Genomic DNA, 23,431 nt, shown 5'->3' with positions numbered 1-23,431 from the left:
GACGTACCCAATGCGATCGACTCTGGCGACCGGCTGCACTTGCCAAGCTCGCAGTCGTAAAGCGGTCTGATACAATCACTGGTGCTTCACAGCAGGCTCTTTTTCAGCATCATGTGGATGTCTTTGGCCCCATTGACAGCAAGGTGACGTGCAGGTTGCTCGCCGACGAGACACGTTCTTTATGATCAATTTCGTGGGCAGTGGCTCGTCAACGTGCGCGACGATCGCGTGGCTGTCTGTAGATCGGACACAAAAATTACCTCCCCATTTGCGCTCAACCTAACCCTGTAGGAAGGTTGTCTCACGTCGTTCGATCAGACATTTAATGCCGATAGACTCGGTCAGCCTTTGAAGCTCACGTGCGGTCAAACGGCCTGCCGCTCCACACCCAGAGCGTCACGGGCAGATGCCCACAGTGATGAAGGCGCAAGTCGACCACCTGCTATGCTCGTCTCTATGCTGCCATCTGTCCAAGCCTTCTTAGCGATAGTCTGATACTACGAAACACTCCGTGCACCCCGCTCTAGGTCACGGAGGATGGGGCAGTCAGGCCGGTTGTCGCCTCGGCAGGCGCCGGCCAACTCCTCCAGCGTCGAGCACATGGCCGTCAGTTCGCTGATTCTGACGTACAGTTCCCTCACATGCTCCAGGGCAATGCGCTTGACCTCACGGCTCGGGCGCTCTCGATCATGCCAGAGGCCGACCAGGAGCCTGATACGGTCCATCGACAGGCCCAGGTCGCGCGCGCGGCGAATGAAACGCAGCGTCTCCACCTCTCGCTTGCCATAAGTCCGATAACCGCTGGCCGTCCTGGGCACGTCCGGCAACAACCCGATGCTCTCGTAGTAGCGGAGCATCTTGGCGCTCACGCCCGACGCCTTCGCGGCTTCGCCGATGACCATGTCGACCTTCCCTATGACCTGGGCATTCAGACTTTCGATCATGAGAAGGTCAAGTGGGGTTACCTCAAGGTCGATCGCTGACAGAAGCGGGCCTGCGCGACTCGGCGGCCATAGGGCCTCCACCTGGGTATGTTCCGATCCTCGCCACTGACGCCGAAGAAGCTATTGATGAAGATCAATGTCGGCAGCAGGCGATGAGAGCAACTTGGACACCAGTCGGGGATCGATTGGGACGTCCGGGCGGTTTAACGCGCAGCCAGCGCAAGGCCGTATGATGAAACGTGTCACCAGCTTGGCTGCCTTCGCAGCGATTTTCTTGATGGTCCTTTGGAGGGCTGACGCGCAGGCACAGACGACTACTGCACCTGCCGAGCCGGCTATGCAAATGTCGTGTTCGGATGGGTCGACATCGTCGATGACGTCGGGAATGCCAGGCTTGCCCATGATGGGGATGATGCAGCCGCGCGACAGGATGGGGATGCCCTTCGACCATTGTGAAGGCCGCATCGCCTACCTGAAAGCCGAGCTGCAGATTACCGACGCGCAGACGCCCGCCTGGAACGCCTTCGCGAACTCGATGCGATCTGGTGCGAGGACTATGAAGTCCGCGCATGAGGAGATGATGAAAAGCGGCATGCCGACCACCATGCCGGCGAGGATGGGGGCTGCGCACAAGATGATGTCCTCACGACTTGGGATGATGGATCGGACTGCACCGAACATGAAAGCTCTCTACACGGTGCTCTCGCCTGCCCAACGCAAGTCGTTCGACGAGATGATGCCGGGGCCGATGGGCATGATGTGACTAAGGACTCAGAGCCAGGGTATGATTTACGTCTGTCCTGGCCACCGCCGTGGAAAACCATCAGCTGACGCGTGGTCTCATGATGGTGACAAGGGTCTATTGTCCACCAAGACTGCCGCATGACGCGTGATGTCAGCTGGGTTCTGGCGCTTCGCCGATATCTCTGCGTCGTCGCGCTTGCCAGCCTTGCCTGGGAAAGCGCACAGCTCCCGCTCTACACGCTGTGGAAGACCGGCTCCGCAAGAGAGATGGCTTTCATGGTGGCTCATTGTACCGGCGGCGACGTGTTGATCGCTGGGACCACCCTGATTGGCAGCCTGCTCTTGATCGGGATGACAGGCTGGCCACAGGCCGGTTTCTTGCCAGTGGCAGCCACGACTGTCATCTCCGGGCTCGGCACCACCGCTATCATCGAGCACGTCAGCACGGCTCGAGGGTTCTCGACCTACAGCGACTTGATGCCTCTTCTGCCCGGCACAAACATCGGATTTTCCCCGCTAGTCCAATGGATCGTCATTCCGACCCCGGCCTTTGCAGCGGCTCGTTCGGCACTCTCGAAGAGATCCCTTGACCTTCCCATCATGGGAAGCCCCACATCTCGGGCCACGCCACATCAGGCGCGATCTGACCAGGTGGTTCCATGAGCGAGCATCAGACTGCACATCGTCCTGAAACCAGAGGAGCCGCGACCGCTCCGGTGACGGACCCGGTTTGCGGAATGACGGTCGATCCGGCCGCCTCGAAGCACAAGTCGGATCACGGCGGCACGACCTTCCACTTCTGCTCGACCGGTTGCCAAACCAAGTTCGAGGCCAACCCCACTGGGTTTCTGAAGCCCAAGGCTACCGAGCCCGCAAAGCTCGGCGCCATCTACACCTGCCCAATGCACCCGCAGGTCCGGCAGGTCGGGCCTGGTAGTTGCCCAATCTGCGGCATGGCCCTCGAGCCGGTAGAGGTCACCGCCGAGGCGGCACCGAACCACGAAGTCGCAGACATGTCGCGGCGCTTCTGGATCGGCCTGTCGCTGACGCTGCCGGTCTTCATCCTCGAGATGGGCGGCCACATCCCCTGGCTCGGCCTGGGCAGGCTCGTGCCGGAGCAGTGGTCGATCTGGATCCAGTTCGTGCTCGCGACACCGGTGGTGTTGTGGGCGGGCTGGCCGTTCTTTGCTCGGGGTGCCGCGTCCATTCGGTCGGGGCACCTGAACATGTTCACCCTGATCGCCCTCGGCACGGGCGCATCCTACCTCTACAGCCTCTTCGCAACATTCGCCCCGGGCCTGTTTCCCGCAGGCTTCCGGATGATGAACGGCATCGTCGGCGTCTACTACGAAGCCGCTGCTGTCATCACGGTGTTGGTCCTGCTCGGCCAGGTGCTTGAGCTTCGGGCCCGCGACCAGACCGGCGGCGCCATCCGCGCCCTGCTGAACCTTGCACCCAAGATGGCTCGGCGCCTGCGCGAGGGCGGTGACGACGAGGAGGTTGCGCTCGACCAGGTCCAGGTCGGCGATCGGCTGCGCGTCCGACCCGGCGACGGAGTGCCTGTCGACGGCACCGTCCTGGAGGGCAAGAGCGCCGTGGATGAGTCGATGGTGACTGGGGAGTCGATGCCGTCCCCTAAGGTATCGGGCGACAAGATCATCGGGGGCACCGTGAATGGCACCGGCTCGCTGATCATGCGCGCCGACACGGTCGGCGCCGGTGGGATGCTGTCGCGCATCGTCGCCATGGTTGCGGCGGCGCAGCGCAGCCGGGCGCCAATCCAGAAGCTGGCCGATACCGTGGCGGGCTACTTTGTTCCGGCCGTACTCGGCGTCTCCATCCTGGCCTTCATCGGCTGGGCGGTCTGGGGCCCGGCACCCGCCCTTGCCTTCGCCTTGATCGCAGCAGTCTCCGTCGTCATCATCGCCTGCCCCTGCGCGCTGGGGCTGGCGACACCGATGTCGATCATGGTCGGGGTCGGCAAAGGCGCCGGTGCGGGCGTCCTCATCAAGTCCGCCGAAAGCCTTCAGCGAATGGAGAAGGTCGACACGCTGGTGGTGGACAAGACCGGTACCCTCACCGAGGGCAAGCCGCGCGTCACGTCCATCGTGCCGTCCATCGGGCTCACGGAAGACGACCTGCTGAAGCTGGCCGCCAGCCTCGAGCGGTCCAGTGAGCATCCACTGGCGGCTGCGGTCATGCGCGCCGCCAAGGACAGGAACATCGCCGCCGACGAACCGTCCGAGTTCGCATCGGTCACCGGCAAGGGCGTGACCGGAAAGGTGGGTGGACGCCTCGTGGCGCTCGGCAACGCCAAGCTGATGGACGACCACGGGGTCGACATGGGCGGCTTGGCCGCAAAGGCTGACGAGCTACGCGAGCCTGGGGCTACGGCGCTGTTCGTCGCCGTCGACGGCAAGCCGGGTGGCATCATCGCGATCGCGGATCCGATCAAGGCGACGACGCGGGCGGCGCTCGACAGCCTGCGTGCGGAGGGCATTCACGTCGTCATGCTGACGGGCGACAACAAGACGACGGCACAGGCCGTGGGTAAGCAACTTGGGATCGAGGACGTCGAGGCGGACGTACTGCCCGAGGACAAGAACCGCATCGTCAAGAAGCTGAGAGCCGACGGGAAGATCGTCGCGATGGCGGGCGACGGGGTGAACGACGCGCCTGCCCTGGCCGAGGCGGACGTCGGCATCGCGATGGGCACTGGCACCGAGGTCGCCATCCAGAGCGCGGGCGTAACTCTCGTCAAAGGCGACCTGGCCGGGATCGCGAGAGCCAGGGCGCTTAGTCGGATGACCATGCGCAACATCCGGCAGAACCTTGTCTTCGCCTTCGCCTACAACGCGATTGGCATCCCGATCGCTGCGGGCATCCTTTATCCGACGTTTGGCATCCTGCTCAGCCCCGTCTTCGCCGCGCTGGCGATGTCGCTGAGCTCGGTGTCGGTCATCGGCAACGCCCTGCGACTGAAGGCAACACGCCTGTGACCCTGGTGGGCCAGCCCCGGGCACCACCATCCTGGAGTATTTTTATGTCCGGCTCGCTCGCCCGCAGCTCGCGGACGTTCCGCAATATCGCCTTCATACCTCTCCTCTCGCGGGCGGCATCAAGAACGGTGTCGGCCAGATCAGCCAGCTGCTACGCGGCGACGCCGGAAACACCGCACCGGCCCAGAACCAGCCATCAGCTGCGGCCAATCCGAGTGAGACCATGCCGGTCTGGCTGGTGATATTGCTCGGCGTCAGTGGGGTCGGGCTGCTGATCTACTGTGCCATCAAGGGCGGAGCCGCCTGCCGAGCCGTAATGCAGCTTCTCTTCCTGCTCGCGCTTTCCGGCGGGGGCAGGTCGTCGCGCGGGAGGTCATCAGGCTTCTCCGGCGGCGGCGGCTCCTTCGGCGGCGGCGGCAGCTCGGGCAGCTGGTGAGGACCGACCTATGATCGCCGATGCCGACAAAGCCCGGGTCGCCGCGGCGATCCGAGAGGCGGAGAAGCACACCTCCGGAGAGATTTTTTGCGTCATCGCCCGGCACTCGAGCGACTACCGACTGTTCCCTATCGCATGGGCGGCCGCGGCGGCGTTGGCTGCGCCGCTGCCCATCCTGGCGCTGACCAGTTGGTCCGCTCCTGTCGTCTACATCCTGTAGCTGATCGCATTTCTTCTCGTGGCGATGGCCCTGTCGTTGCCGAGCCTCAGGTTCAGGATCGTGCCTCGCGAAGCCCGACACAACTATGCCCACGCGGAGGCAATGCGGCAGTTCTTTGCACAGGGTATCGACAAGACTGAGCACCGGACAGGAGTGCTCATCTTCGTATCGGCGTCCGAGCGGTATGTGGAGGTCGTCGCCGATGCCGGGATCAACGACAAGGTCTCCTCGGATGTCTGGGCCGAGGCGGTTCACGCTCTGGTGGTGGCCATCAAGGGAGGTCGGTCTGCGGATGGCTTCGTGGCCGCAGTCACACGATGCGGCGCAGTCCTCGCCGAGCATTTCCCCCCAGGAGCGCTGAAGCGGGACGAGCTACCTGACAAGCTGTTGGAGATTTGACACCTGCGTCAGCAATGCCGCTGCGGGGAGCAGAACGTGCTTGACCCTCCCATCGTGGGAGGGCTGACCTTGATGAAAGAGCCGACCTGGCTAGTGTTCAGCTACTGGAAGACACTTATGACCTTCCCCAAGACCCTCCAAATCGCTGCCTTCCTTGCGGCCGTCGCCACCCCTGCGTTGGCTTAACAACCCGCGTTCAGTCCCGTAACCGCAGCAATCTCCATGGCCGGCGTCGTAACCGTGCTGACGCTGGTCTATGACAGCTCTTCTGAGTGCGACGATCCGCCAGCCCAGTGAAAGACGTGGGGCTTCTCACCATAGGAAGGTCAAGGGAACATCAGACTTACCGTACCGTGATGGGAGGGTTCAGAGCGCTGAGCGGTGTTTCGCATTCGCCTTTTCCGCGTCCGGCCCAGATAGTATGGTTAGGTCTCATGCCCCACAGACTGCGCCAGCTCCTGCTCGTGCTGATCGCGTTTGCCTTCATCGGCAGCACGTCGACTCAGCTCGCGCGCTCGGCGGAGTACGTCGCGCCTATGATGCTGGCGGGTTTGCCCTGCGACATGATGATGTCGCACACGGGAATGCAGGATGGTAAGCCCATGCCGCCGTGCAAGGGCATTACGTCGGACTGCATCAAGCAAATGGGCTGCGTCACCGACGCTGCCTTGCCTGCTCGGACCATGAGCGTCGACATCGGCGCATCCTTCAGCGACGTCGACTACTGGTCGGTCTGGTCGAAGCTGACCGATTTCGTGCGCAAACCCGAGCCCCTTCCGCCCCGAACGATCTGAGTCCAACAGGCGCACACTCTAGGTGCGTTCAATCGACACAGATTTTTTTACTGGCCGCGATGCACCTGCCGTGCATTAGCGGGTCACAAAGGGTATTTCGATGACTTGCTCACGTCTTTTCGCGAGCGCCCTGACGCTCGTCTGCGTCTATGCGCTCAACACCCTGCCGGCCTTTGCCAAACCCGATGATTATCGTTTCGAGCTGGTCGGCAAGCCACAACCCCAAGGCGGCCGTGACATCGTGCAGGTCCGCCTCGTCCACGCTCCCGACAGCAAGCCTGTGCCCGATGCGGTCATCTTCCAGACGTCTGCCGACATGGGGCCGATGGGTATGCCGACGATGACGGCTCCCGTGAGGGCGGTGATGGCGGCTAAGGACGGAGTTTACGGCTTCGAGGTGGAGCCGGGCATGACCGGCACCTGGGCAATCCATCTGGCGGCCAAGGTCCAAGGCGAGCCGGAGACGGTTCGGGGTACGATCACCGCCGACCTGGTGACGTGACGTGGCTGCCCATTGGGTGCTGTTGGGGGCTGGCGCTGCGCTGGCTCTCGGCCTGACTGCGTACGCCTCAGCCCACGCGCAGACAGCCGTTCCTCTGGGCGCGACCGTCGATGGCCTGCTTACCGCGGGACGAAGCCTCAGTCCGGCATTGCGTGCCGCAGCCTTGGACACCGAAGCAGCCTCGGCCAGGGCAGGAGGCGCAGACACGCTCGACGATCCGACCATCACGGACAGCTACACCTACTACAAAGACCCGAACGTCTTCAGCGGCCACACGGTCATGCTGACCCAGGCGTTCCCGCTCTGGGGCAAGCGCAGCTTGCGCCGGGAGGCGGCACTTGCTGACGTAAATGCCAGCCGCGGCCGCGAGCGCGCGGCGCAGGACGAGCTGGATGAGAAGATCAAGGTTGCCTACGCGCAATACGACCTGACCGCGCGCGACCTGGCGGTGAACCGGGAAATCGCCGGATTGGCGCGCCGCATGCGGTCTGCCGCATCGGCTCGCTATGCGCAGGGCGGCGGCGACCAGATCGCTGTCATCCAGGCTCTTGGCGAGGAGACGACGGCCAAGCTGGAGGATGTCAGGCTTGGCGGCGCATATGAGGCTGCGCGCGCCCGCCTTAACGTGCTGGTCGGCCGTCCCGCGAATGCGCCCCTCTCCCAAGCGATCCGCGCAAGACCGATCCCAGCCGCAGAGCCCGCCTTGGAAATGCTGGTGGAGCGCGCCCGGGCGGCCAATCCGACCCTGGCCGCCAGCACCGCCACGATGGAAGCGGCGCGCACGCGCAGCACCTTGGCGGACAAGGCCTGGTATTCGGACGTGACCATCGGAGGCGGACCGCTCTTCCAAACCAACAACCGGCCCGTTGGCTTCGCCGCCACAATCGGTCTCAATATCCCGGTGCCCTGGGGGCGTGAGGCAGCCGGTCAGGATGAGGCGGCAGCGCAGCTCGGCGCGTCCCAGCAACGCTATGAAGCGACCCGGCTCGAGATCGAGGGCGCCTTGGCCGAAAGCCTTGCCAGGTTGCGGGCCGCGCGCGCGACGGAGGCGCTCCTGCGGCGTGAAGCGATGCCACAGGCACGCGCCGCGTTCCAAACGGTGCTTATCAATTACAGTCAGGGCCGGGGCGATCTGACGGGCGCCATCACCGTCGAGCGTCAGACCCACGACGTCGAGCTCCGCGTGCTCCAGGCGCAGCTCGACGAACAAGTCGAGCTTGCCGCGATCGAGCGCTTGATCGGGGGAGACCTGTGATGCGGTCTTTCCTGCTAGCAATGGCACTCGCATTGACCGCAATCGTCAGCCTCGCCCGAGCTGACGATCAGCCCCGCCGGCCGCTTTTCTACCAGGACCCCGATGGCAAGCCGTTCTACGCGAGCGGTCCCAAGAAGACCTCGGCGGGGCGAGACTATCAGCCGATCTTCGACGGTGCCGCCCAACAGCCTGTCACGCCAGTTGCAGCGACATCGCCCGCGCCGGCAAAGCCGCCGGGTAGCAACCATCGCATCCTCTACTACCGGAACCCGATGGGTCTGCCGGACACCTCGCCTAAGCCCAAGAACGACAGCATGGGGATGGCTTACATCCCGGTCTATGCCGACGAGCGCAGCCAGGAGGACCCACCCGGCACCGTCCGGATGACGCCCGGCCGCCTCCAGACGCTTGGCGTGCGTACCGAAGCCGCCGAAATGCGGCCGCCAGCCAGCCGCACTATTCGGGCAATTGGGACCCTCCAGTTCGACGAGCGGCGGCTGGCGACGGTCACGACGCGGGTGCCGGGCTGGATCGAGCACCTGGCCGTTGCGGCGAACGGCGATCCGGTCAGGCGCGGGCAAATGCTGGCCGAGATCTACTCGCCCGACATGGTCGCCTCCGAGGAGGAATACCTGATCGCCGCTCGAATGGGCGGCGCGATCGCCCGAGCCTCGCTCCAACGGCTGCGCGCGCTGGACATCCCCGACGACGAGATCGCGCGTTTGCGCCGGTCCAGCCGCTCGACACGGCGCATCCCGGTCGTGGCGCAAGCGGATGGTGTCGTGATCGACAAGCCGGTGCAAGAAGGCATGCGGGTCGATGCCGGCGAGGCGCTCTACCGGACGGCGGACTTATCCAGCCTTTGGCTGATAGCGCAGGTGCAGGAGCAGGACCTCGGGGCGATCGTGCCGGGTCAGGTGGCGCGTGCCACCTTCATCGCCTTCCCAGGCCGAGGCTTCGAGGGCCGGGTGGAATTCGTCTATCCCTCGCTGTCGGCCGACACGCGTACGGTCCGCGTGCGCATCGTGCTGCCCAATCGCGACGGTAACCTGCGCGCCGCGATGTTTGCGAACGTGCAGATCGAGGCCGCCCCCGCCGGTGCGCCAGTGGTGACGGTGCCGGACTCCGCGGTGCTGGACAGCGGCACGCGGCAGGTTGTTCTGGTGGTGGCCGGCGGGGGCCGCTTCCAGCCCCGGACCGTCTCGTTGGGCATACACGGCGACGGCTGGGTGCAGGTGACGGACGGCGTCAAGCCCGGCGAACGCGTCGTGGTGGGCGCCAACTTCTTGATCGACGCTGAAAGCAACCTGCGGACAGCCCTCCAGGGGTTCGGGAGCGTCGACACACCGCAGGCCGGCCAGTCGGGAGCCAAGCCATGATCGGCCATTTGATCGAGCTGTGTGCGCGCAACAAGATGCTGGTGCTGCTTGCCACTCTGATGATGATGGGCGTCGGCGTCTGGTCTGTCGCCAACACGCCGCTCGACGCTCTACCGGACCTGTCGGACACGCAGGTCATTGTCTATACCGAGTATCCGGGCCAGGCCCCGCAGGTGGTCGAGGACCAGGTCACCTATCCCCTCACCACGGCTTTGCTCGCCGTGCCGCACGCCAAGGTCGTGCGCGGCTTCTCGGATTTTGGGGTGTCGTTTGTCTATGTCGTGTTCGACGACGGCACCGATCTCTACTGGGCGCGGTCGCGTGTTTTAGAATACCTCAACTTCGCAGCCAAGCGCCTGCCTGCCGGCATCACGCCCGCTCTGGGGCCTGACGCAAGCGGCGTCGGCTGGGTCTACGAATATGTGGTCGTTGGTGCCAACCAAACTCTGGCCGAGCTGCGCAGCATTCAGGATTGGATCGTGCGCTACGGCCTGGTGACGGCCAAGGGCGTGGCCGAGGTGGCGAGCGTCGGCGGCTTTGAAAAGCAGTATCAGGTCGTCGTTGACCCCCAAAAGCTGCAAGCCTTTGGCATCTCCCTGGACCGTGTCTCGGACGCGATCCGCGCCAGCAACAACGATGTTGGCGGCCGGACGATCGAGATGAGCGAGACCGAGTACATGGTCCGCGGTCGCGGCTACCTGCGGAATATGGAGGATCTCGGGGCGGTCGTGCTGAAGGCTGATCCGAACGGCTCGGGCACGCCGGTGCTGCTGCGTGACGTGGCCCGCATTGAACTCGGTCCGGACGAGCGCCGGGGCATTGCCGAGATGAACGGCACGGGGGAGGTGGTCGGCGGCATCGCGCTCAAGCGGGATGGTGCGGACGCGCTGACCACCATCGACAACATCAAGGCCAAGGTGGCGGAGATCACCCCGGGGCTACCCGAAGGCGTGTCGATCAAAACGGTATACGATCGCTCGCAGCCGATCGACAGCGCGATCTACACGCTCAAGCACACGCTGCTTGAAGAAAGCCTGATCGTCGCGGCTGTATGCGTCATCTTTCTGCTGCACGTCCGCAGCGCCCTGGTAGCTATTCTGACCCTTCCGATCGGCATCCTGATCGCCTTTGCTGGCATGCACGCGCTCGGCATCGGCTCAAACATCATGAGCCTGGGCGGCATTGCCATCGCTCTCGGGGCAATGGTGGATGCGGCGATCGTGATGATCGAGAACGCCCACAAGCACGTCGAGCGCCTCCGACCAGGTGAGCCGCGCGGCCCTGCATTGATCGCTGCGGCCAAGGAGGTAGGCCCGTCGCTGTTCTTCAGCTTGCTGGTGATCGTCGCCGCCTTCCTGCCGGTGTTCGCGCTCGAGGACCAGGAAGGCCGCCTGTTTAAGCCGCTGGCCTACACGAAGACCTTTGCGATGGCAGGGGGTGCCCTGCTGTCGGTAACGCTCGTTCCGGTGCTGATGCTGTTCTTTGTGCGGGGGCGCATCGTTCCCGAGTCAAAGAACCCGATCAACCGCGCGCTGATCTGGCTCTATCGCCCGCTAATCCGGACCATCCTGCGGGTGCCGGCCCTGGTCGTGATCGCCGCGATCGCGATCCTGGGCGCCACGGCCTGACCGGCGATGCAGCTCGGCAGCGAGTTCATGCCTAGCCTGAACGAAGGCACGCTCCTGTTCATGCCGGTGACACTGCCGGGACTTTCGGTGACCAAAGTGGCCGAGCTGCTGCAAACGCAGGACCGGATCATCAAGTCGTTTCCGGAGGTCCAGTCCGTCTTCGGCAAGGCAGGCCGCGCAATGACCGCGACCGACCCGGCCCCGGTCGAGATGAGCGAAACCGTGGTCAACCTGAAGCCGCCCTCCGAGTGGCCGGCCGGCAAGACACTGGACGGGCTCATCGCGGACATGAACGCCGCCCTGCAGCTTCCTGGCGTCAGCAACGCCTGGACCATGCCGATCAAGGCGCGCATCGACATGCTCTCGACCGGTATCCGCACGCCGGTCGGCGTGAAGGTGTTCGGGCCGGACCTGCATGTGCTGGAGCGGCTGGCAACTGAAGTCGAGCGCGTCGTTCACGACGTGCCCGGCACCACGAGCGCCTTCGCCGAACGGCTGGAAGGCGGCCACTACGTCGAGATCGAGCCGGACCGCGAAGCCGCCGCCCGCTACGGACTGTCTGTGCAGGACGTGGAGCAGGTGGTGGCGACGGCTCTCGGCGGCGAGACGGTCACCACGACCGTCGAGGGCCGCGAGCGGTATGGCGTGAACGTGCGGTATCCACGCGGCCTGCGGGAAGACCCGGAGGCCATCGCAAGCCAGGTCCTGGTGCCTGCGACGGGTGGCGCCATGATCCCATTGGGTCAGGTCGCCAGCATTCACATCACCACGGGGCCGCCCAGCATCCGGACGGAGAACGCGCAGCCAGTCGCCTACATCTACATCGACCTGCAAGGGCGCGACCTCGGCGGCTATGTCGCGGAGGCAGCGGCGAAGGTGTCGGCGCAGGTGAAGATGCCGCCTGGCTATTACATCGAGTGGAGTGGCCAGTTCGAGTATCTTCAGCGTGCCGAGGCCAGGCTGAAGGTCGTGGTGCCGGCCACCCTGGTCGTGATCATGGTGCTGCTGTTCCTCAACTTCGGCCGGCTGACCGAGACCTTCATCGTCATGCTGTCCGTGCCGTTCGCGCTCGTCGGGGGCGCCTGGCTGATGTGGTGGCTCGGCTACAACATGAGTGTCGCCGTGGCGGTCGGCTTCATCGCGCTTGCGGGTGTCGCGGCCGAAACGGGTGTGGTCATGCTGATCTACCTCGATCAGGCGCTGTCCGATGTCAGGCGGCTTCGCCTGATCGATGGCGTCCAGTTGAGCCGCGCCGATCTGCGCGGTGCAATCATGCACGGCGCCGTTGAGCGCGTGCGTCCGAAGATGATGACCGTCGTGGCGATCATGGCCGGGCTGCTGCCGATTCTATGGAGCAGCGGCACCGGCTCTGAAGTAATGCGCCGCATAGCGGTCCCAATGGTGGGTGGAATGGTGTCGTCCACCATTCTGACCTTGCTCGTCATTCCCGCGATCTACACGATAATCAAAGGATGGAATCTCCCGCATCAAACCACGGCTAAGGCTCCGGCTCTGAAGCAGCCAGTGCTACGCGCAGGATAACAGTTCTGCGCAGCGTGACCCTGGCACAGCGCTGGCCAACGTTAATCCGCATGTCGCACCTCAACCGTGACATGCGACAAGGTTGAAAAGCGGGCGAGCAACCGATGATAGTGCTCCGGCCCGCGCGTTGCGGTCCTGGTTGCGACCGAGACGATAGCTCCAAGATGCCCTGGCCCAAGCCGCCAAAGATGGAGGTCGGCCAAACGGTCGCCCTCCGCCTCAACCACCTGACGCACACCGCCTGCAACGCGCTGGTCTGGTACCATGTCGAGCAGGATGGCGCCCGTGTCGCGGGCCAGCCCGTAGGACCAGCTCGCGATCACGCAGGCGCCGATGATGCCGGCCAGAGGGTCCATCCATAGCCAGCCAAATGCGCGAGCGAGCAGCAGTCCGACAATGACCAGGACGGAAACCGCAGCGTCGGCGACAACGTGGATAACGGCCGCCCGCATGTTGTTGTCCCGGTGTGCAGCCCCGTGCCCATCGTGGCCATGGTCGTGCTCCTCAAACGAGACCTGATACTCGCCGCTGCCGACCTGCACATGAGCGGTGAACTGGTGCGGCTCCGGGATCGCCTCGAAGCTCTCCAACCAGCCGCCCCGGTCCTGCATGGAGTAGAGTTGGTGCGTGCCGTCCGGACGCACCGTCTCGACGGTTACGCCAGCAGTAACCAACTGACCTAGCTGCGGACGCAGCCGGAACACTGGCGGCACGCCATCCTCGAACACGCTGAGGGTCAGAACGCCCTCAGGAGTGGTAATGCGATGCTCCTCGTCATGAGCCGTATGGTCGCCAGCATGGTCGTCGTCGTGGCCATGGCCGTGCCCATGATGGTGGTGGCCACCCCCATTCAGCAGCCAAACGCTGGCGACATTGACGGCGAGGCCAAGGGCCGCAATCGGGATTGCCTCAGCGAAATGGATGGGAACGGGCGCAAACAGCCTGGTGACGGCCTCGTAGCCGATCAGCAGCGCGATCATCGCCAGCACGATTGCACTGGTGAAACCCGCTAGGTCACCCAGCTTGCCGGTCCCGAAGGTGAACCGACCATCGTGCGCGTATTTGCGAGCGCAGGTGTAGGCGAGGGCGGCCAGCAGTAGGGCGCCCGCATGGGTGCTCATGTGCAGCCCGTCGGCAACAAGGGCGATCGAGCCGAAGGCGAGGCCGCCCACGATTTCCAGCACCATCATCGCGCCGCAAAGGGCGATGACCCACCAGGTCCGGCGTTCTGATTGCTCGTGCCCGGCCCCAAGAAAGACATGATTGTGACCGATCGGAGGGCAAGGGAAGCCGGCGGGAGCGATTGAGCCGTCCATGATTAGTCTCTCATTTCAGGTAGGTACGGACGACGTCGAGCAGCTGCTGTACCGCCTCGGCATTCAGCGCCCCAGGGTGCTTGTCAGGGTCCACCAGGTGCGTACGGACGTGGTCCTCGACCACTTCGGCCATGAGCCCGGCCATCGCGCCCCGGACGCCGGCGATCAGGTGCATGACCTGTTCGCAGCCCGCCTCGCGCTCGAGAGCCCGCTCGATCGCCTCGACCTGGCCCTTCATGCGACGCACGCGCGCCAGCAGCTTCTGCTTTTCGCGAACGGTGTGAGTCACGCCGGATCAAATAGCATAGGGGGGCAGGGTAAACAAGTCCCAGTAGATCCCGAGATCGATGCTCACCCCTGGGCTCGCCGGTCGTCGTGTTCAAGGCGGCCCTAGGAATTTGCCGCAAGCGGCGCGCCAGAGTCGCGGAGGCCCAGGATGGCGTGACTAAAGTCCTCGGACCTACCGGTATCGATACCGTCTCGATATCCGGCAAGGAGGCGGAGGCTACGCTGAATGCCTACTCCCGATATGGCAAGGCCTCGGCCACCCTGCCCAGCGCAGTCTGATAGACCAATTAGCCTACGCGGTCGCGAACACCAACGGGAGGAGCTGCTGCTCAAAGGAGAGGACTTCGACAAAACCGACAGCCATTCGGCGACGGACGCTAGTACTGCCCCTTCAAGTGCTGGCTGACTACAAACGTTCCGCCGGTTCCGAAATGCTGTATTTCCAGCCCTGAGCTGTTGTGGCGGTCTCGGCCTCAGCAGCAGAAGGCTGGACGATGTGACGCCTGAAGAGGGACAAGGACGGCAAGGCCGATGTACGAAGGCGTCAGAAAAGCGAGTCTGGTTTGGATCGGCGTGGTCGCATGCTCATCGACATCCTGGGCACAGCCGGCTCCACAGATGCCGCCAAATGCCGCCACACCAGCCACGCGAAGCTCACCAACGCCCGGCCCGGCATCGACGCCTCCCCCAGCGGCTCCTCCGGCGACCGAGCTGTGGGACCGCCCCAATCTCCTCGGGGATTTTGGGGGCTTGCGTTCAGGGTTGGCAGGTCGCGGCATCTCGTTCGGCCTTCTTGAGACCAGCGAGGTTCTGGGTAATCCGACCGGAGGAATACAACAGGGAGCAATCTATGAGGGGTTGACCGAGGCCAGTATGGGGCTGGACTTGGCCAGACTGATTGGCATCGAGAACGGCGTGATCAACTTCAGCGCGTTCCAGATCCACGGCCGTGGGCTGTCGACCAACAACATCGGTAATCTAAACAACGTGAGGAGCATTGAAGCGACCCGGGGGACGAAACTCTTCGAGCTTTTTTACCAGCAGGGATTAGCAGGCGGTAAGCTTGACGTGCGCGTGGGTCAGCTCGCCGCGGACCAGGAGTTCCTGAACAGTCAATACAGCAGCTCGTTGATGAACTCGACTTCCTTCGGATGGCCAGAATTGCCTTCCCAGGATGTTCCGGGAAGCGGACCCATCTATCCTTTGGCTACGCCCGGTGTAAGGGCCCGCTGGTCTGTCAGCAGTCCCCTCACTGTGATGGCTGGAATCTACAACGGCAATCCAGCTGGCCCAGGCCCTGGAGATCCGCAGCTTCGCGACGCTTCGGGCACCGCCTTCCGGCTGAACGATGGCATATTTGCGATCGCCGAGGCCCAATACATCATCAACGGCAGCACTCATCCTACCGGCTTGCCAGGAAGCTACAAGGTTGGCGCTTGGTTTGAGTCGCAAGGAACCTTTAGCCAACAATTTGACAATACAGGTCGATCCCTCGCCAATCCGCTTGCGAGTGGACAGCCACGCGCGCTTAACGGCGACTATAGCGTCTATGGGATGGTCGATCAGCTCATTTATCGGGAGCCGGGCACAATAAATCAGGGCGCTGCTATCTTCTTTCGAGTAATGGGTGCGCCAGAGGATCGGAATCCAATCAGCTTCTTTGCTGACGGCGGGCTAACCTATAAGGGTCTTGTGCCAGGTCGTAACAATGACACAGCCGCCGTAGGCGTCTCCGTTTCACGAATCAGCCCTGTGGCGGGGCACCTGGATGGCGATCGTCAATTCTACTCGGGAGCCCGGACCCCAATACGTAGTAGTGAGGGCGTTCTCGAGCTGACCTACGAATACCAGGCTGCAGCGTGGTGGTTGATACAGCCTGACCTTCAATACGTGTTCAATCCTTCTGGCGAAGTTTTAGACCCGGTCAAGCCTGCGCGCAATGTTGGCGATGCATTCATGCTTGGCCTGCGGTTGGTAGTCACGTTGTGATGATCGGCATCAAAGCAAAGGCGTCGATCTTCCAGTCTGGGACAGCGCAACCTATCAGCAAGACGAGGACCGTCAACGTCGCGCTTGGCCACACGGCCATCATATAGGCTCTAGCGCATCCGCACTGGCGCCATGACTGCAACCTCGTTCAAGGTCTTTGACTTCAGAGGGGTTATCTACTTCTTTAGACACCGCTTTACGATCTGGTGTCATTGGCTCTAACGTCCGGTCAATCGTGTCACGCACCGAACGATAGATCTGATCCTCAGGTCTGGCTGAACTCGCCTGGATCGAAACTTTCATGGAGCGAAGTGCGCGAGCCACGCGGGCTTGGTAGTCCACGATAACAGCTACATCGCTGGCCGCGTGTTTGTTATAATGCTGCAAGTACAAAGAATACATGCAGGGCATCCTTCTTAATTCTTGTGCAATTTCGATATGCCTGCCGGCAAGTCCCATGAGGACATGGACTTTCACATCGTGCGGACATGGAGTGGAAACCGTGTCTTGGTCAGTGACATTAAGTATGTAGCCGAAAGTACCGATATAGTATCCGTAAGCTGGATGTCTAAGCGAAGCGCGAGTTCTCGCTGCCATTGTAGCCAAGTCTGCGATATTCAGGTCAGATGAGACAGCTGCCGGCTCGATGCCAAGGGTGACCTCAAATACTGGCGTGATTGGCTCGCTGCACCCAGACGCTGCTACGGGCGCGAAAAGCAGCCCTCCTACAAAGGCTAGCCCAGTCATGACGGTTCACCAATCTTCGACAAGATATGCTGCATGGAGTCGATCGGGCCTCGGCAACGCTGTTAAGTGGCGACTATCTGCATGCCATCTGTGTCCATGCCGTCCGGAGAGCCGGCTCCTTAGGACGCGAGAGCAGGCTCGCTGCCCTTTTTTGGTCGCTGGGTCCAGCGCTTCAGCGATCCCCCGTCGCTGCCGGAGCTTGGGTGTCTGTCTTCATTCCGGAGTCCATCCGATTGCATTGCGCCATCATCGTCCGCATCTTGGGTGACATCTGCTTGCCCTGGCTCATGCTCTGATGCATCCGCGCGCAGTGCTTCATCATGGCCTGCATGTCCATGCCACCCATCTTGCAGTTCTGCATTTCGCTCATACCTTGCATCTGACCGCCTGTCATTTTAGGCATGCCCGGGCTTTGTGTTTGCTGACCGTAGGCCAGGGGCGTCATGCCGAGCAGGGCTACGCAGGCGACACGGAGCGAGCCTGTGAAATTTACCATTGTCTTGTTCCTTGTGACGAAGGCGGGAGAAGGGAGCCTGGCTAGGGTGCCGACCGACTACGGTGACCCCGGGCTTAGAACCAGGAGCGCAAACCGAAGGTGAAGCGGATGTCCTGAACGCGCTCTCCGTCGGCGCGGGCGAACCGCTGCGCCTGCCCGAAATACCCAGTGTAGGTGACACCGACATAGGGTGCGAGCTTGCGGGTGAACTCGTAGCGCAGGCGGAGGCCGGCATCGATATCGGACAGGCCGGATCCAACCCCGCGCCCTGGATCAACCTTGCTGTAGAGGTTCATTTCCGCTTGCGGTTGCAGAACCAGTCGGTTGGTAATCAGCAAATCGTAGGAGGCATAGAGACGAGCGGCCGTGCGCCCGCGATCGCTAACATAGCCGGTTGCTTCGAGATCGAAGAAATAAAGCGACAAGCCCTGCACGCCAAGGGCGGCCCAGGTCCGGGTGGGGCCGCTGTCAAGATCCATGCGCACCCCGCCTTGCAGATCGAAGTAGGTCGAGATCGCCCGGTCGTAGAGCAGTTCGTGATCGCCGTCGATGAATTGTCCATGCGTGCCGACCGTGCCTTCCGACTTGACCCACAGCTTGTCGGTGTCGGTGCCGATCCAGCCCTGACCGTCGTAGCGGAATTGCTGGCCGTTGCCGGCGGCACGGTCCTCGAACTGATCGAGCAGCACATGGGCGAAGATGGAATTGTCCATTACCGGCTGCATGCCACCAACATATTCGAGGGGTGCGAGGCGCACCGCGTCCTGCAGGTTGGCCGGCGTCTGCTGGGCTAGAGCAGACGACCCTGCCGCTGCGAGCAACGCGGCGCTGCCGGCGACGACCGGTCGCAGCCCGTGCCCCGTGCGGCGGATCATGCCACCACCACGGTGCGGAACATGCCCATCTCCATGTGATAGAGCAGGTGGCAGTGATACGCCCACATGCCGGGCGAGTCCGCGGTGACCAGGTAGCTCAGCTTCTCGCCAGGCTGAACGATGACAGTGTGCTTGTAGGGCCGGTACTCCCCCTGTCCGTTCTCCAGCTCGCTCCACAGTCCGTGTAAATGGATCGGATGCTCCATCATGGTGTCGTTGATGAGCGTGAAACGGACCCGCTCGCCGCGTGCCAGCCGGATCGGCTCGGCCTGGGAGAACTTCTTGCCGTCGAAGCCCCACATGTAGCGCTGCATGTTGCCGGTCAGGTGCAGCGTGATGTCGCGAGAAGGCGGTCGTGGGTCGGCCCCAGGGATGGTCGCGCGCAAGTCGTTGTAGGTCAGCACGCGCCGTCCGTTGCCGCGCAGCCCGTCGCCCGGGTCGCCAAGCCGGTTGATCGGGTCCATCGCCACGTTATCGACCGCGATGCCGCCGCGCAGCTTGCCTGCTTCCGGACTGGCCTTCATGCCGCTGCTCATGTCCATGCCGGCCATGCCGCCGCCGCCGCTCATATCCATGCTGTTCATGCCGGCCATCTCGCTCGCAGAGCCAGACGGTTCGAGCTTGCTGGTTTGGCCGCTCATGGCCATGCCCTTCATCCCGGCCATGTCGCTGCTGGAGTTGGACGATGCGGGTTTTCCGGCGCTCTTGTTCGTATCCATGCCGCCCCTGCCGCTATCCATCTTCATGTTGCCCATCCCCATGTCGGTCATGGAGCGGATTGGCCGAGGATCCATCGGCGGGATCGGCGCCGCGAGGCCGGTGCGGGTGGCTAGCGTGCCACGGGCGAAACCGGTGCGGTCCTCGCTCTGGGCAAAGATGGTATACGTCTCCGCGGTCGGCTCCACGATGACGTCATAGGTCTCGGCAACGCCGATGCGGAACTCGTCTATCGGCACCGGCTCAACGTCGTTGCCGTCGGCGGCGACCACAGTCATTTTCAGACCGGGTATGCGGACGTCGAAAAAGCTCATCGACGAGCCGTTGATGAAACGTAGCCTTACCCGCTCGCCCAGCCGGAACAGGCCAGTCCAGTTGGTATTCGGTGGCGCGCCGTTAAACAGGTAGGTGTAAGTTGCGCCGGTGACGTCGGCGATGTCGGCGGCGCTCATGCGCATGCGGCCCCACATCAGCCGGTCACCAATAGTGGCGCCTAACCCCTCACGGCGAGCATCCGCAAGGAAAGTGCCAGCGTCGCGCTCATGGAAATTGTAGTAGTCGTTCTGCATCTTGAGATTGCTGACGATCTCTTCCGGGCTGCTGTCACTCCAGTCCGACAGCAGCACGACGTGATCACGATCGAAACGCTGCGCATAGCCGGCCTTCGGCTCCACGACGATCGCGCCATACAGACCGGTCTGCTCTTGGAAAGCGGAGTGACTATGATACCAGTAGGTGCCGCTTTGATGCAGCGGGATGCGGTAGGTAAAGGTCTCGCCGGGCATGATGCCGCGGAAGCTCAGCGCTGGAACCCCGTCCATGTCGGCTGGAGAGCGGATGCCATGCCAGTGGATCGAGCTCGGCACTGCGAGCGTGTTTCTGACATTCAACACGACGGTGTCGCCCTGGCGCCAGCGCAGCATCGGTCCAGGGACCAAGCCGTTTACGCCAGTCGCGACGGCCGGACGACCGGTCAGGTTAACCGGCACGCTGCCGATCGCGAGGTCGAAACTGGTGCCGGACAGCGCTTCTACGGAGCCGGGAACCTTCATCCCCCATGCTCTGCCGCCAAGCGTTGCCAGGGCTGCCCCGCTGAGGACGGAGCCCTGGACGAAGCGTCGGCGGCTCATCACGCCGTGCTTCGATGCGGATCGGAAGTCCATGGTCATCGTCCCATCGTCCAAAGTTAAGAACGACCCAGCGGTCGGGGTCACAGCTCGTGCATTCATCGTGGATCGCGGCGTTTGGCGGCTCAGCCATCGTCGGGCGGGGCCAGGGTGCCGAACCATGCCACCAGTCCCAAAACCAGCACCGCACTGACCGTCTCCAGGGCAATGCTGCGCCGGATCTCTATCACCCCGTCCCGGATGTCGGCGCCCCCCTGTGCGGCAGTTTGCAGCCGAGGCGTCAGCCGCCAGCGGTGCAAGGCGGCCAAGCCGAGCATCACCATGAACAAGGCGAGCTTAATCAGCAGGAGCCTCCCGTAGAGCGTCGTGAACAGGCCCCAAAGATGGTTCGGCCCGACCAGGAACCAGCTATTGATCAGGCCGGAGAGGATCAGAAGGGCGACCGCCGCGGTGCCCACTCCCGAGAAGCCTGACAAAGCCCGATCGAGGCGACGTGCAGGGCTGCCGCTGGTCCTCGCGAGGTGATCCATCACCATCATCGTGAGGATGCCGAGCGCCCCGATCCAGATGGCGGCAGCCAGCAGGTGGATGATATCGGCCGCGAAGTGGACGAGGCCGGCGGTGCCGTCGCCACTCATGCCGTGACCGCCCCAGGCCAGGCTCGTCGTCGCCACAGCACCAAGAACGGTCACCAACCAGAGTCGAAGGCTGCTCGGCTGGTTCAGGAGCAGGAGCAGTGCCGTAGCGACGACGATAAGACGACTGACGGCAGCGTGCCCAAAGGATGTTGACGTCATCACCATCGCCATCATGGCTGGGTCAGCACCGCCAGCCATGTCCGCCGCCTGTAGAACCAGTGCGGCCATCGTCGCAGCCACTAACATTAGCCCACAAAAAACGAGCAGACGACGTTCGCCGATAGTGGGCAGGTCGGGATGCTGACGAGCCAGAAAGAAGCCTCCGCCAAACAGGCCGGACGTCCCAGCATACTGAGCTGTGCGGGCAAGAACGAGCACAGTCTGCGAGAGGCTCATCGAACTATAAACGCGAACGTCCCTTGGGTGCGGTGCGTATCGGCCGTCACGACGTGCCACTTCACCGTGTAGCTGCCGCTCTTGAGCGGGCGCTGCGGGACGACGACAAGCATGTTCTTACCCATGTCCTTGGACGAGACCGGGATGTCTTCACCCGTTGCCGTCCGCAGCTCTATGCTGGACAACATCGCTAGAGGTGCCTCGCTGAACCGGAGCTCGATGTCTCCCGGAGGACCACCGGTGGCATCCGCCACCGGATGGCTGACCATTAGGTGAGCATGAGCCTCAGCCGCCGGTGCCAGGATAAGTCCCGCAAGGAATGCGCAAATGGTGAGCAGATGGCGATGGGAGCGATGGATTTTAGACAAGGGTAGCTCTTCCCGACGGGTTGCATAACCACTACGCAGCGAGTTGCCAGAACCCTCGCGAGGGAAGGACGACCGTGATGCGTATGTGATGGGCGGGAGGAGTACGATCATGCTGGAACATGACTTGGCGGAGCTCACCGGTTGCGTGGGCGACGTGCCGCCTCCAGGTCTGGAAGAGGCAATCTGGTGCAGGATCGAGGTGCTGCAGCATTCGCATCGCGTCGAGGTGCTTACTATGCGTCTCCAGACCCTGGCGCTGGTTGTCGCTCTGGGGGCCAGCACAACGATCGGAGTGGCGCTCGCGCGGGCGCGGCCGTCCACTTCGTCGCTGGTCCAGATCTCCTCGGAAGCCGCCGGGCTCGCTCCCTCTACCCTGCTAGGCTTCCAATTTTGAATCGACTGGGCCGCATCAGCTTTGTCATCATCGTGCTGACCGCGATGGCAGCCGGCTTGGGAGGATGGGTTGGCGTCCACCTCGGCCTGCACCAGGTACAGGCTCCGGCCGGACTGGACGTCATCGTCCACCGCCAGATCCACCTGACCGCTGATCAGGATCGCCAGCTGGCCGTCCTGGAAACGCACTTCGCTGTTCTACGCAAGGCGCGGCAGGTCGAGATGCAGTCCGCCAATGCTGATCTGGCCGAAGCGATTGGCGCGCAGCACGCCTACGGACGGAAGGCGCAGGAAGCGGTGAGCCGCTTCCACGCTGCGATGGGCGCCCTGCAGGAGGACACCATTCGCCACGTCTTCGCGATGCGCGCGGTCATGACGCCCGAGCAAGCACACCAGTTCGATGTCCTGGTGGCCAGGGCGCTCACATCGCCTACCTCGTGAAAGATAGTGACGAGGCACTAGCCGCACTGGCTAGGACCGGAGACAGACAAGCATTTGAAGTTCTCGTCCGGCGGTATAAGGAGCCGCTTTACCGGTTCTGCCGCCGCTACGTCGGCAATGCGGACGATGCCTCCGATGTCCTCCAGGATGCATTCGTCGCCGCCTGGATGGGATTGCAGCGCTATGACGAGCGCCGGTCCTTTGCCGCCTGGCTGCAAAGGATCACCCTCAACAAGTGCCGCGACTTCGGACGTCGTGGTCTGGTCCGGCGGCTCTTCCTCACCAGGTTCGAACGGGAACAGCCTGCCGAAGCAGCATCGGCTCAGGCCGCTGCAACCGCCGATCCGAACACCGAGCGCTTGGCTCGGCTTGAACGTGAAGTCGCGGCGCTGCCGCCGGCTTACAAGGAAGCGCTTCTTCTGACGACATTCAGCGGTAAGAGCCACCTGGACGCCGCCAAGCAGCTCGGCATCTCAGTTAAAGCGGTGGAAATGCGGATCTACCGCGCTAAACAGAGGCTAGCCGGACTCATGAGCGACAAGCCGATCCACGGACGTTAAACTAGCTACTCAAGAAGGTATACACTTCAAATATCTATACTATTGGAACCCGAGCATTGCAGTATCTTTGATACGAACACAAAAGACTCTTTTGCAATATTTGTTACAGGCCACCCGAAGTCGGGGCGCCAGCATGGACCGGGATGACGAGTTTGCATGGCCATGTTGATGATCTGTCCGTAAGGTGGCGCTCCGGCTACAGCATTTCTAGCCATTTCAGACTGATGGGGTCAAACGG

General features: G+C 62.9%; 23 protein-coding genes and 1 pseudogene. 15 read left to right on the top strand and 9 right to left on the bottom strand.

Annotation, left to right across the window (positions count from 1 at the left end):
• Nucleotides 1–497: 497 nt before the first annotated feature.
• Nucleotides 498–944: a Cu(I)-responsive transcriptional regulator gene (cueR, locus tag FE263_RS18345; RefSeq protein WP_240759900.1), complete on the bottom strand. Its 447-nt coding sequence runs from the start codon at nt 942–944 to the stop codon at nt 498–500.
• A 412-nt stretch (nt 945–1,356) separates the two neighbouring features.
• Between cueR and FE263_RS22225 the strand changes: the two genes are divergently transcribed.
• The 11 genes and pseudogenes from FE263_RS22225 to FE263_RS18290 all read left to right on the top strand — a co-directional run bounded on the left by FE263_RS22225 (nt 1,357) and on the right by FE263_RS18290 (nt 12,842).
• Nucleotides 1,357–1,707 (top strand): Spy/CpxP family protein refolding chaperone, encoded by a 351-nt coding sequence (locus FE263_RS22225; RefSeq protein ID WP_171034202.1) that lies wholly within the window; start codon nt 1,357–1,359, stop codon nt 1,705–1,707.
• Nucleotides 1,708–1,826: 119 nt separating this feature from the next.
• Nucleotides 1,827–2,351: a hypothetical protein gene (locus FE263_RS18335; RefSeq protein WP_138327487.1), complete on the top strand. Its 525-nt coding sequence runs from the start codon at nt 1,827–1,829 to the stop codon at nt 2,349–2,351.
• Nucleotides 2,348–4,687 (top strand): heavy metal translocating P-type ATPase, encoded by a 2,340-nt coding sequence (locus FE263_RS18330; protein WP_138327486.1) that lies wholly within the window; start codon nt 2,348–2,350, stop codon nt 4,685–4,687. Before FE263_RS18335 ends, FE263_RS18330 begins: the two co-directional genes overlap by 4 nt.
• A 223-nt stretch (nt 4,688–4,910) precedes the next feature.
• Complete coding sequence (locus FE263_RS18325) at nt 4,911–5,123, top strand: hypothetical protein (protein WP_138327485.1); 213 nt, start codon at nt 4,911–4,913, stop codon at nt 5,121–5,123.
• Between the two features lie 10 nt (nt 5,124–5,133).
• The gene (locus FE263_RS18320; protein WP_138327484.1) at nt 5,134–5,343 is read left to right on the top strand and encodes a hypothetical protein; all 210 of its coding nucleotides are present in this window, start codon (nt 5,134–5,136) and stop codon (nt 5,341–5,343) included.
• A gap of 24 nt (nt 5,344–5,367) precedes the next feature.
• Complete coding sequence (locus FE263_RS18315; RefSeq protein ID WP_240759930.1) at nt 5,368–5,742, top strand: TPM domain-containing protein; 375 nt, start codon at nt 5,368–5,370, stop codon at nt 5,740–5,742.
• Nucleotides 5,743–6,176: 434 nt separating this feature from the next.
• Nucleotides 6,177–6,536 (top strand): hypothetical protein, encoded by a 360-nt coding sequence (locus FE263_RS18310; RefSeq protein ID WP_138327482.1) that lies wholly within the window; start codon nt 6,177–6,179, stop codon nt 6,534–6,536.
• Nucleotides 6,537–6,636: 100 nt separating this feature from the next.
• On the top strand, nt 6,637–7,038 hold the full coding sequence (locus FE263_RS18305) for a FixH family protein (protein WP_138327481.1): 402 nt from the start codon (nt 6,637–6,639) through the stop codon (nt 7,036–7,038).
• A gap of 1 nt (nt 7,039) precedes the next feature.
• Nucleotides 7,040–8,293 carry a TolC family protein gene (locus FE263_RS18300; RefSeq protein ID WP_138327480.1) on the top strand — a complete coding sequence of 418 codons (1,254 nt, stop codon included), beginning with the start codon at nt 7,040–7,042 and terminating at the stop codon, nt 8,291–8,293.
• Nucleotides 8,293–9,672 carry an efflux RND transporter periplasmic adaptor subunit gene (locus FE263_RS18295; protein WP_138327479.1) on the top strand — a complete coding sequence of 460 codons (1,380 nt, stop codon included), beginning with the start codon at nt 8,293–8,295 and terminating at the stop codon, nt 9,670–9,672. The genes FE263_RS18300 and FE263_RS18295 overlap by 1 nt, the downstream gene beginning before the upstream one ends.
• A pseudogene (locus FE263_RS18290) lies at nt 9,669–12,842 on the top strand (efflux RND transporter permease subunit). Before FE263_RS18295 ends, FE263_RS18290 begins: the two are co-directional and overlap by 4 nt.
• Nucleotides 12,843–12,883: 41 nt before the next feature.
• Here FE263_RS18290 and dmeF read toward each other — a convergent pair.
• The gene (dmeF, locus tag FE263_RS18285) at nt 12,884–14,158 is read right to left on the bottom strand and encodes a CDF family Co(II)/Ni(II) efflux transporter DmeF (protein WP_138327478.1); all 1,275 of its coding nucleotides are present in this window, start codon (nt 14,156–14,158) and stop codon (nt 12,884–12,886) included.
• A gap of 10 nt (nt 14,159–14,168) precedes the next feature.
• Nucleotides 14,169–14,447, bottom strand: coding sequence for a metal/formaldehyde-sensitive transcriptional repressor (locus FE263_RS18280; RefSeq protein WP_138327477.1), 279 nt, complete (start codon nt 14,445–14,447; stop codon nt 14,169–14,171).
• A 749-nt stretch (nt 14,448–15,196) separates the two neighbouring features.
• Between FE263_RS18280 and FE263_RS18275 the strand changes: the two genes are divergently transcribed.
• Nucleotides 15,197–16,435, top strand: a complete 1,239-nt coding sequence (locus tag FE263_RS18275; RefSeq protein ID WP_171034201.1) for a carbohydrate porin — start codon at nt 15,197–15,199, stop codon at nt 16,433–16,435.
• Nucleotides 16,436–16,534: 99 nt separating this feature from the next.
• Here FE263_RS18275 and FE263_RS18270 read toward each other — a convergent pair whose 3' ends face one another.
• The 6 genes from FE263_RS18270 to FE263_RS18245 form a co-directional block, all read right to left on the bottom strand.
• Complete coding sequence (locus FE263_RS18270; RefSeq protein WP_138327475.1) at nt 16,535–16,837, bottom strand: hypothetical protein; 303 nt, start codon at nt 16,835–16,837, stop codon at nt 16,535–16,537.
• A gap of 517 nt (nt 16,838–17,354) precedes the next feature.
• On the bottom strand, nt 17,355–17,678 hold the full coding sequence (locus tag FE263_RS18265) for a hypothetical protein (protein ID WP_138327474.1): 324 nt from the start codon (nt 17,676–17,678) through the stop codon (nt 17,355–17,357).
• Between the two features lie 74 nt (nt 17,679–17,752).
• The gene (locus tag FE263_RS18260) at nt 17,753–18,553 is read right to left on the bottom strand and encodes a copper resistance protein B (RefSeq protein ID WP_138327473.1); all 801 of its coding nucleotides are present in this window, start codon (nt 18,551–18,553) and stop codon (nt 17,753–17,755) included.
• Nucleotides 18,550–20,433 carry a copper resistance system multicopper oxidase gene (locus FE263_RS18255; protein ID WP_138327570.1) on the bottom strand — a complete coding sequence of 628 codons (1,884 nt, stop codon included), beginning with the start codon at nt 20,431–20,433 and terminating at the stop codon, nt 18,550–18,552. Before FE263_RS18255 ends, FE263_RS18260 begins: the two co-directional genes overlap by 4 nt.
• A gap of 89 nt (nt 20,434–20,522) precedes the next feature.
• Nucleotides 20,523–21,431 (bottom strand): copper homeostasis membrane protein CopD, encoded by a 909-nt coding sequence (gene copD, locus FE263_RS18250; RefSeq protein ID WP_138327472.1) that lies wholly within the window; start codon nt 21,429–21,431, stop codon nt 20,523–20,525.
• Complete coding sequence (locus tag FE263_RS18245) at nt 21,428–21,799, bottom strand: copper resistance protein CopC (RefSeq protein WP_171034200.1); 372 nt, start codon at nt 21,797–21,799, stop codon at nt 21,428–21,430. Before FE263_RS18245 ends, copD begins: the two co-directional genes overlap by 4 nt.
• 109 nt (nt 21,800–21,908) lie before the next feature.
• Here FE263_RS18245 and FE263_RS18240 point away from each other — a divergent pair, with 109 nt between their 5' ends.
• The 3 genes from FE263_RS18240 to FE263_RS18230 are packed head-to-tail and all read left to right on the top strand — an operon-like array spanning nt 21,909 to nt 23,193.
• Nucleotides 21,909–22,193 (top strand): hypothetical protein, encoded by a 285-nt coding sequence (locus FE263_RS18240; RefSeq protein WP_138327470.1) that lies wholly within the window; start codon nt 21,909–21,911, stop codon nt 22,191–22,193.
• Nucleotides 22,190–22,633, top strand: a complete 444-nt coding sequence (locus FE263_RS18235) for a periplasmic heavy metal sensor (protein WP_138327469.1) — start codon at nt 22,190–22,192, stop codon at nt 22,631–22,633. Before FE263_RS18240 ends, FE263_RS18235 begins: the two co-directional genes overlap by 4 nt.
• Nucleotides 22,630–23,193 (top strand): RNA polymerase sigma factor, encoded by a 564-nt coding sequence (locus tag FE263_RS18230; protein ID WP_205880441.1) that lies wholly within the window; start codon nt 22,630–22,632, stop codon nt 23,191–23,193. Before FE263_RS18235 ends, FE263_RS18230 begins: the two co-directional genes overlap by 4 nt.
• Nucleotides 23,194–23,431 lie beyond the last annotated feature (238 nt).

Origin of the sequence: Lichenicoccus roseus (genome assembly GCF_005844085.1) — a bacterium.
Taxonomy (GTDB): Bacteria; Pseudomonadota; Alphaproteobacteria; order Acetobacterales; family Acetobacteraceae; genus Lichenicoccus; species Lichenicoccus roseus.
The sequence above is the reverse complement of the archived record's forward strand: the minus strand, read 5'-3'. Positions and strand labels throughout refer to the sequence as shown.

What these genes read in the sequence shown, in the direction of transcription:
- cueR (WP_240759900.1), bottom strand. Translation starts at nt 944, where the DNA reads ATGATCGAAAGTCTGAATGCCCAGGTCATAGGGAAGGTCGACATGGTC.
- copD (WP_138327472.1), bottom strand. Translation starts at nt 21,431, where the DNA reads ATGAGCCTCTCGCAGACTGTGCTCGTTCTTGCCCGCACAGCTCAGTAT.
- dmeF (WP_138327478.1), bottom strand. Translation starts at nt 14,158, where the DNA reads ATGGACGGCTCAATCGCTCCCGCCGGCTTCCCTTGCCCTCCGATCGGT.
- FE263_RS18265 (WP_138327474.1), bottom strand. Translation starts at nt 17,678, where the DNA reads ATGGTAAATTTCACAGGCTCGCTCCGTGTCGCCTGCGTAGCCCTGCTC.
- FE263_RS22225 (WP_171034202.1), top strand. Translation starts at nt 1,357, where the DNA reads ATGCAGCCGCGCGACAGGATGGGGATGCCCTTCGACCATTGTGAAGGC.
- FE263_RS18240 (WP_138327470.1), top strand. Translation starts at nt 21,909, where the DNA reads ATGCTGGAACATGACTTGGCGGAGCTCACCGGTTGCGTGGGCGACGTG.
- FE263_RS18310 (WP_138327482.1), top strand. Translation starts at nt 6,177, where the DNA reads ATGCCCCACAGACTGCGCCAGCTCCTGCTCGTGCTGATCGCGTTTGCC.
- FE263_RS18325 (WP_138327485.1), top strand. Translation starts at nt 4,911, where the DNA reads ATGCCGGTCTGGCTGGTGATATTGCTCGGCGTCAGTGGGGTCGGGCTG.
- FE263_RS18260 (WP_138327473.1), bottom strand. Translation starts at nt 18,553, where the DNA reads ATGATCCGCCGCACGGGGCACGGGCTGCGACCGGTCGTCGCCGGCAGC.
- FE263_RS18255 (WP_138327570.1), bottom strand. Translation starts at nt 20,433, where the DNA reads ATGGACTTCCGATCCGCATCGAAGCACGGCGTGATGAGCCGCCGACGC.
- FE263_RS18335 (WP_138327487.1), top strand. Translation starts at nt 1,827, where the DNA reads ATGACGCGTGATGTCAGCTGGGTTCTGGCGCTTCGCCGATATCTCTGC.
- FE263_RS18330 (WP_138327486.1), top strand. Translation starts at nt 2,348, where the DNA reads ATGAGCGAGCATCAGACTGCACATCGTCCTGAAACCAGAGGAGCCGCG.
- FE263_RS18320 (WP_138327484.1), top strand. Translation starts at nt 5,134, where the DNA reads ATGATCGCCGATGCCGACAAAGCCCGGGTCGCCGCGGCGATCCGAGAG.
- FE263_RS18270 (WP_138327475.1), bottom strand. Translation starts at nt 16,837, where the DNA reads ATGTATTCTTTGTACTTGCAGCATTATAACAAACACGCGGCCAGCGAT.
- FE263_RS18295 (WP_138327479.1), top strand. Translation starts at nt 8,293, where the DNA reads ATGCGGTCTTTCCTGCTAGCAATGGCACTCGCATTGACCGCAATCGTC.
- FE263_RS18305 (WP_138327481.1), top strand. Translation starts at nt 6,637, where the DNA reads ATGACTTGCTCACGTCTTTTCGCGAGCGCCCTGACGCTCGTCTGCGTC.
- FE263_RS18315 (WP_240759930.1), top strand. Translation starts at nt 5,368, where the DNA reads ATGGCCCTGTCGTTGCCGAGCCTCAGGTTCAGGATCGTGCCTCGCGAA.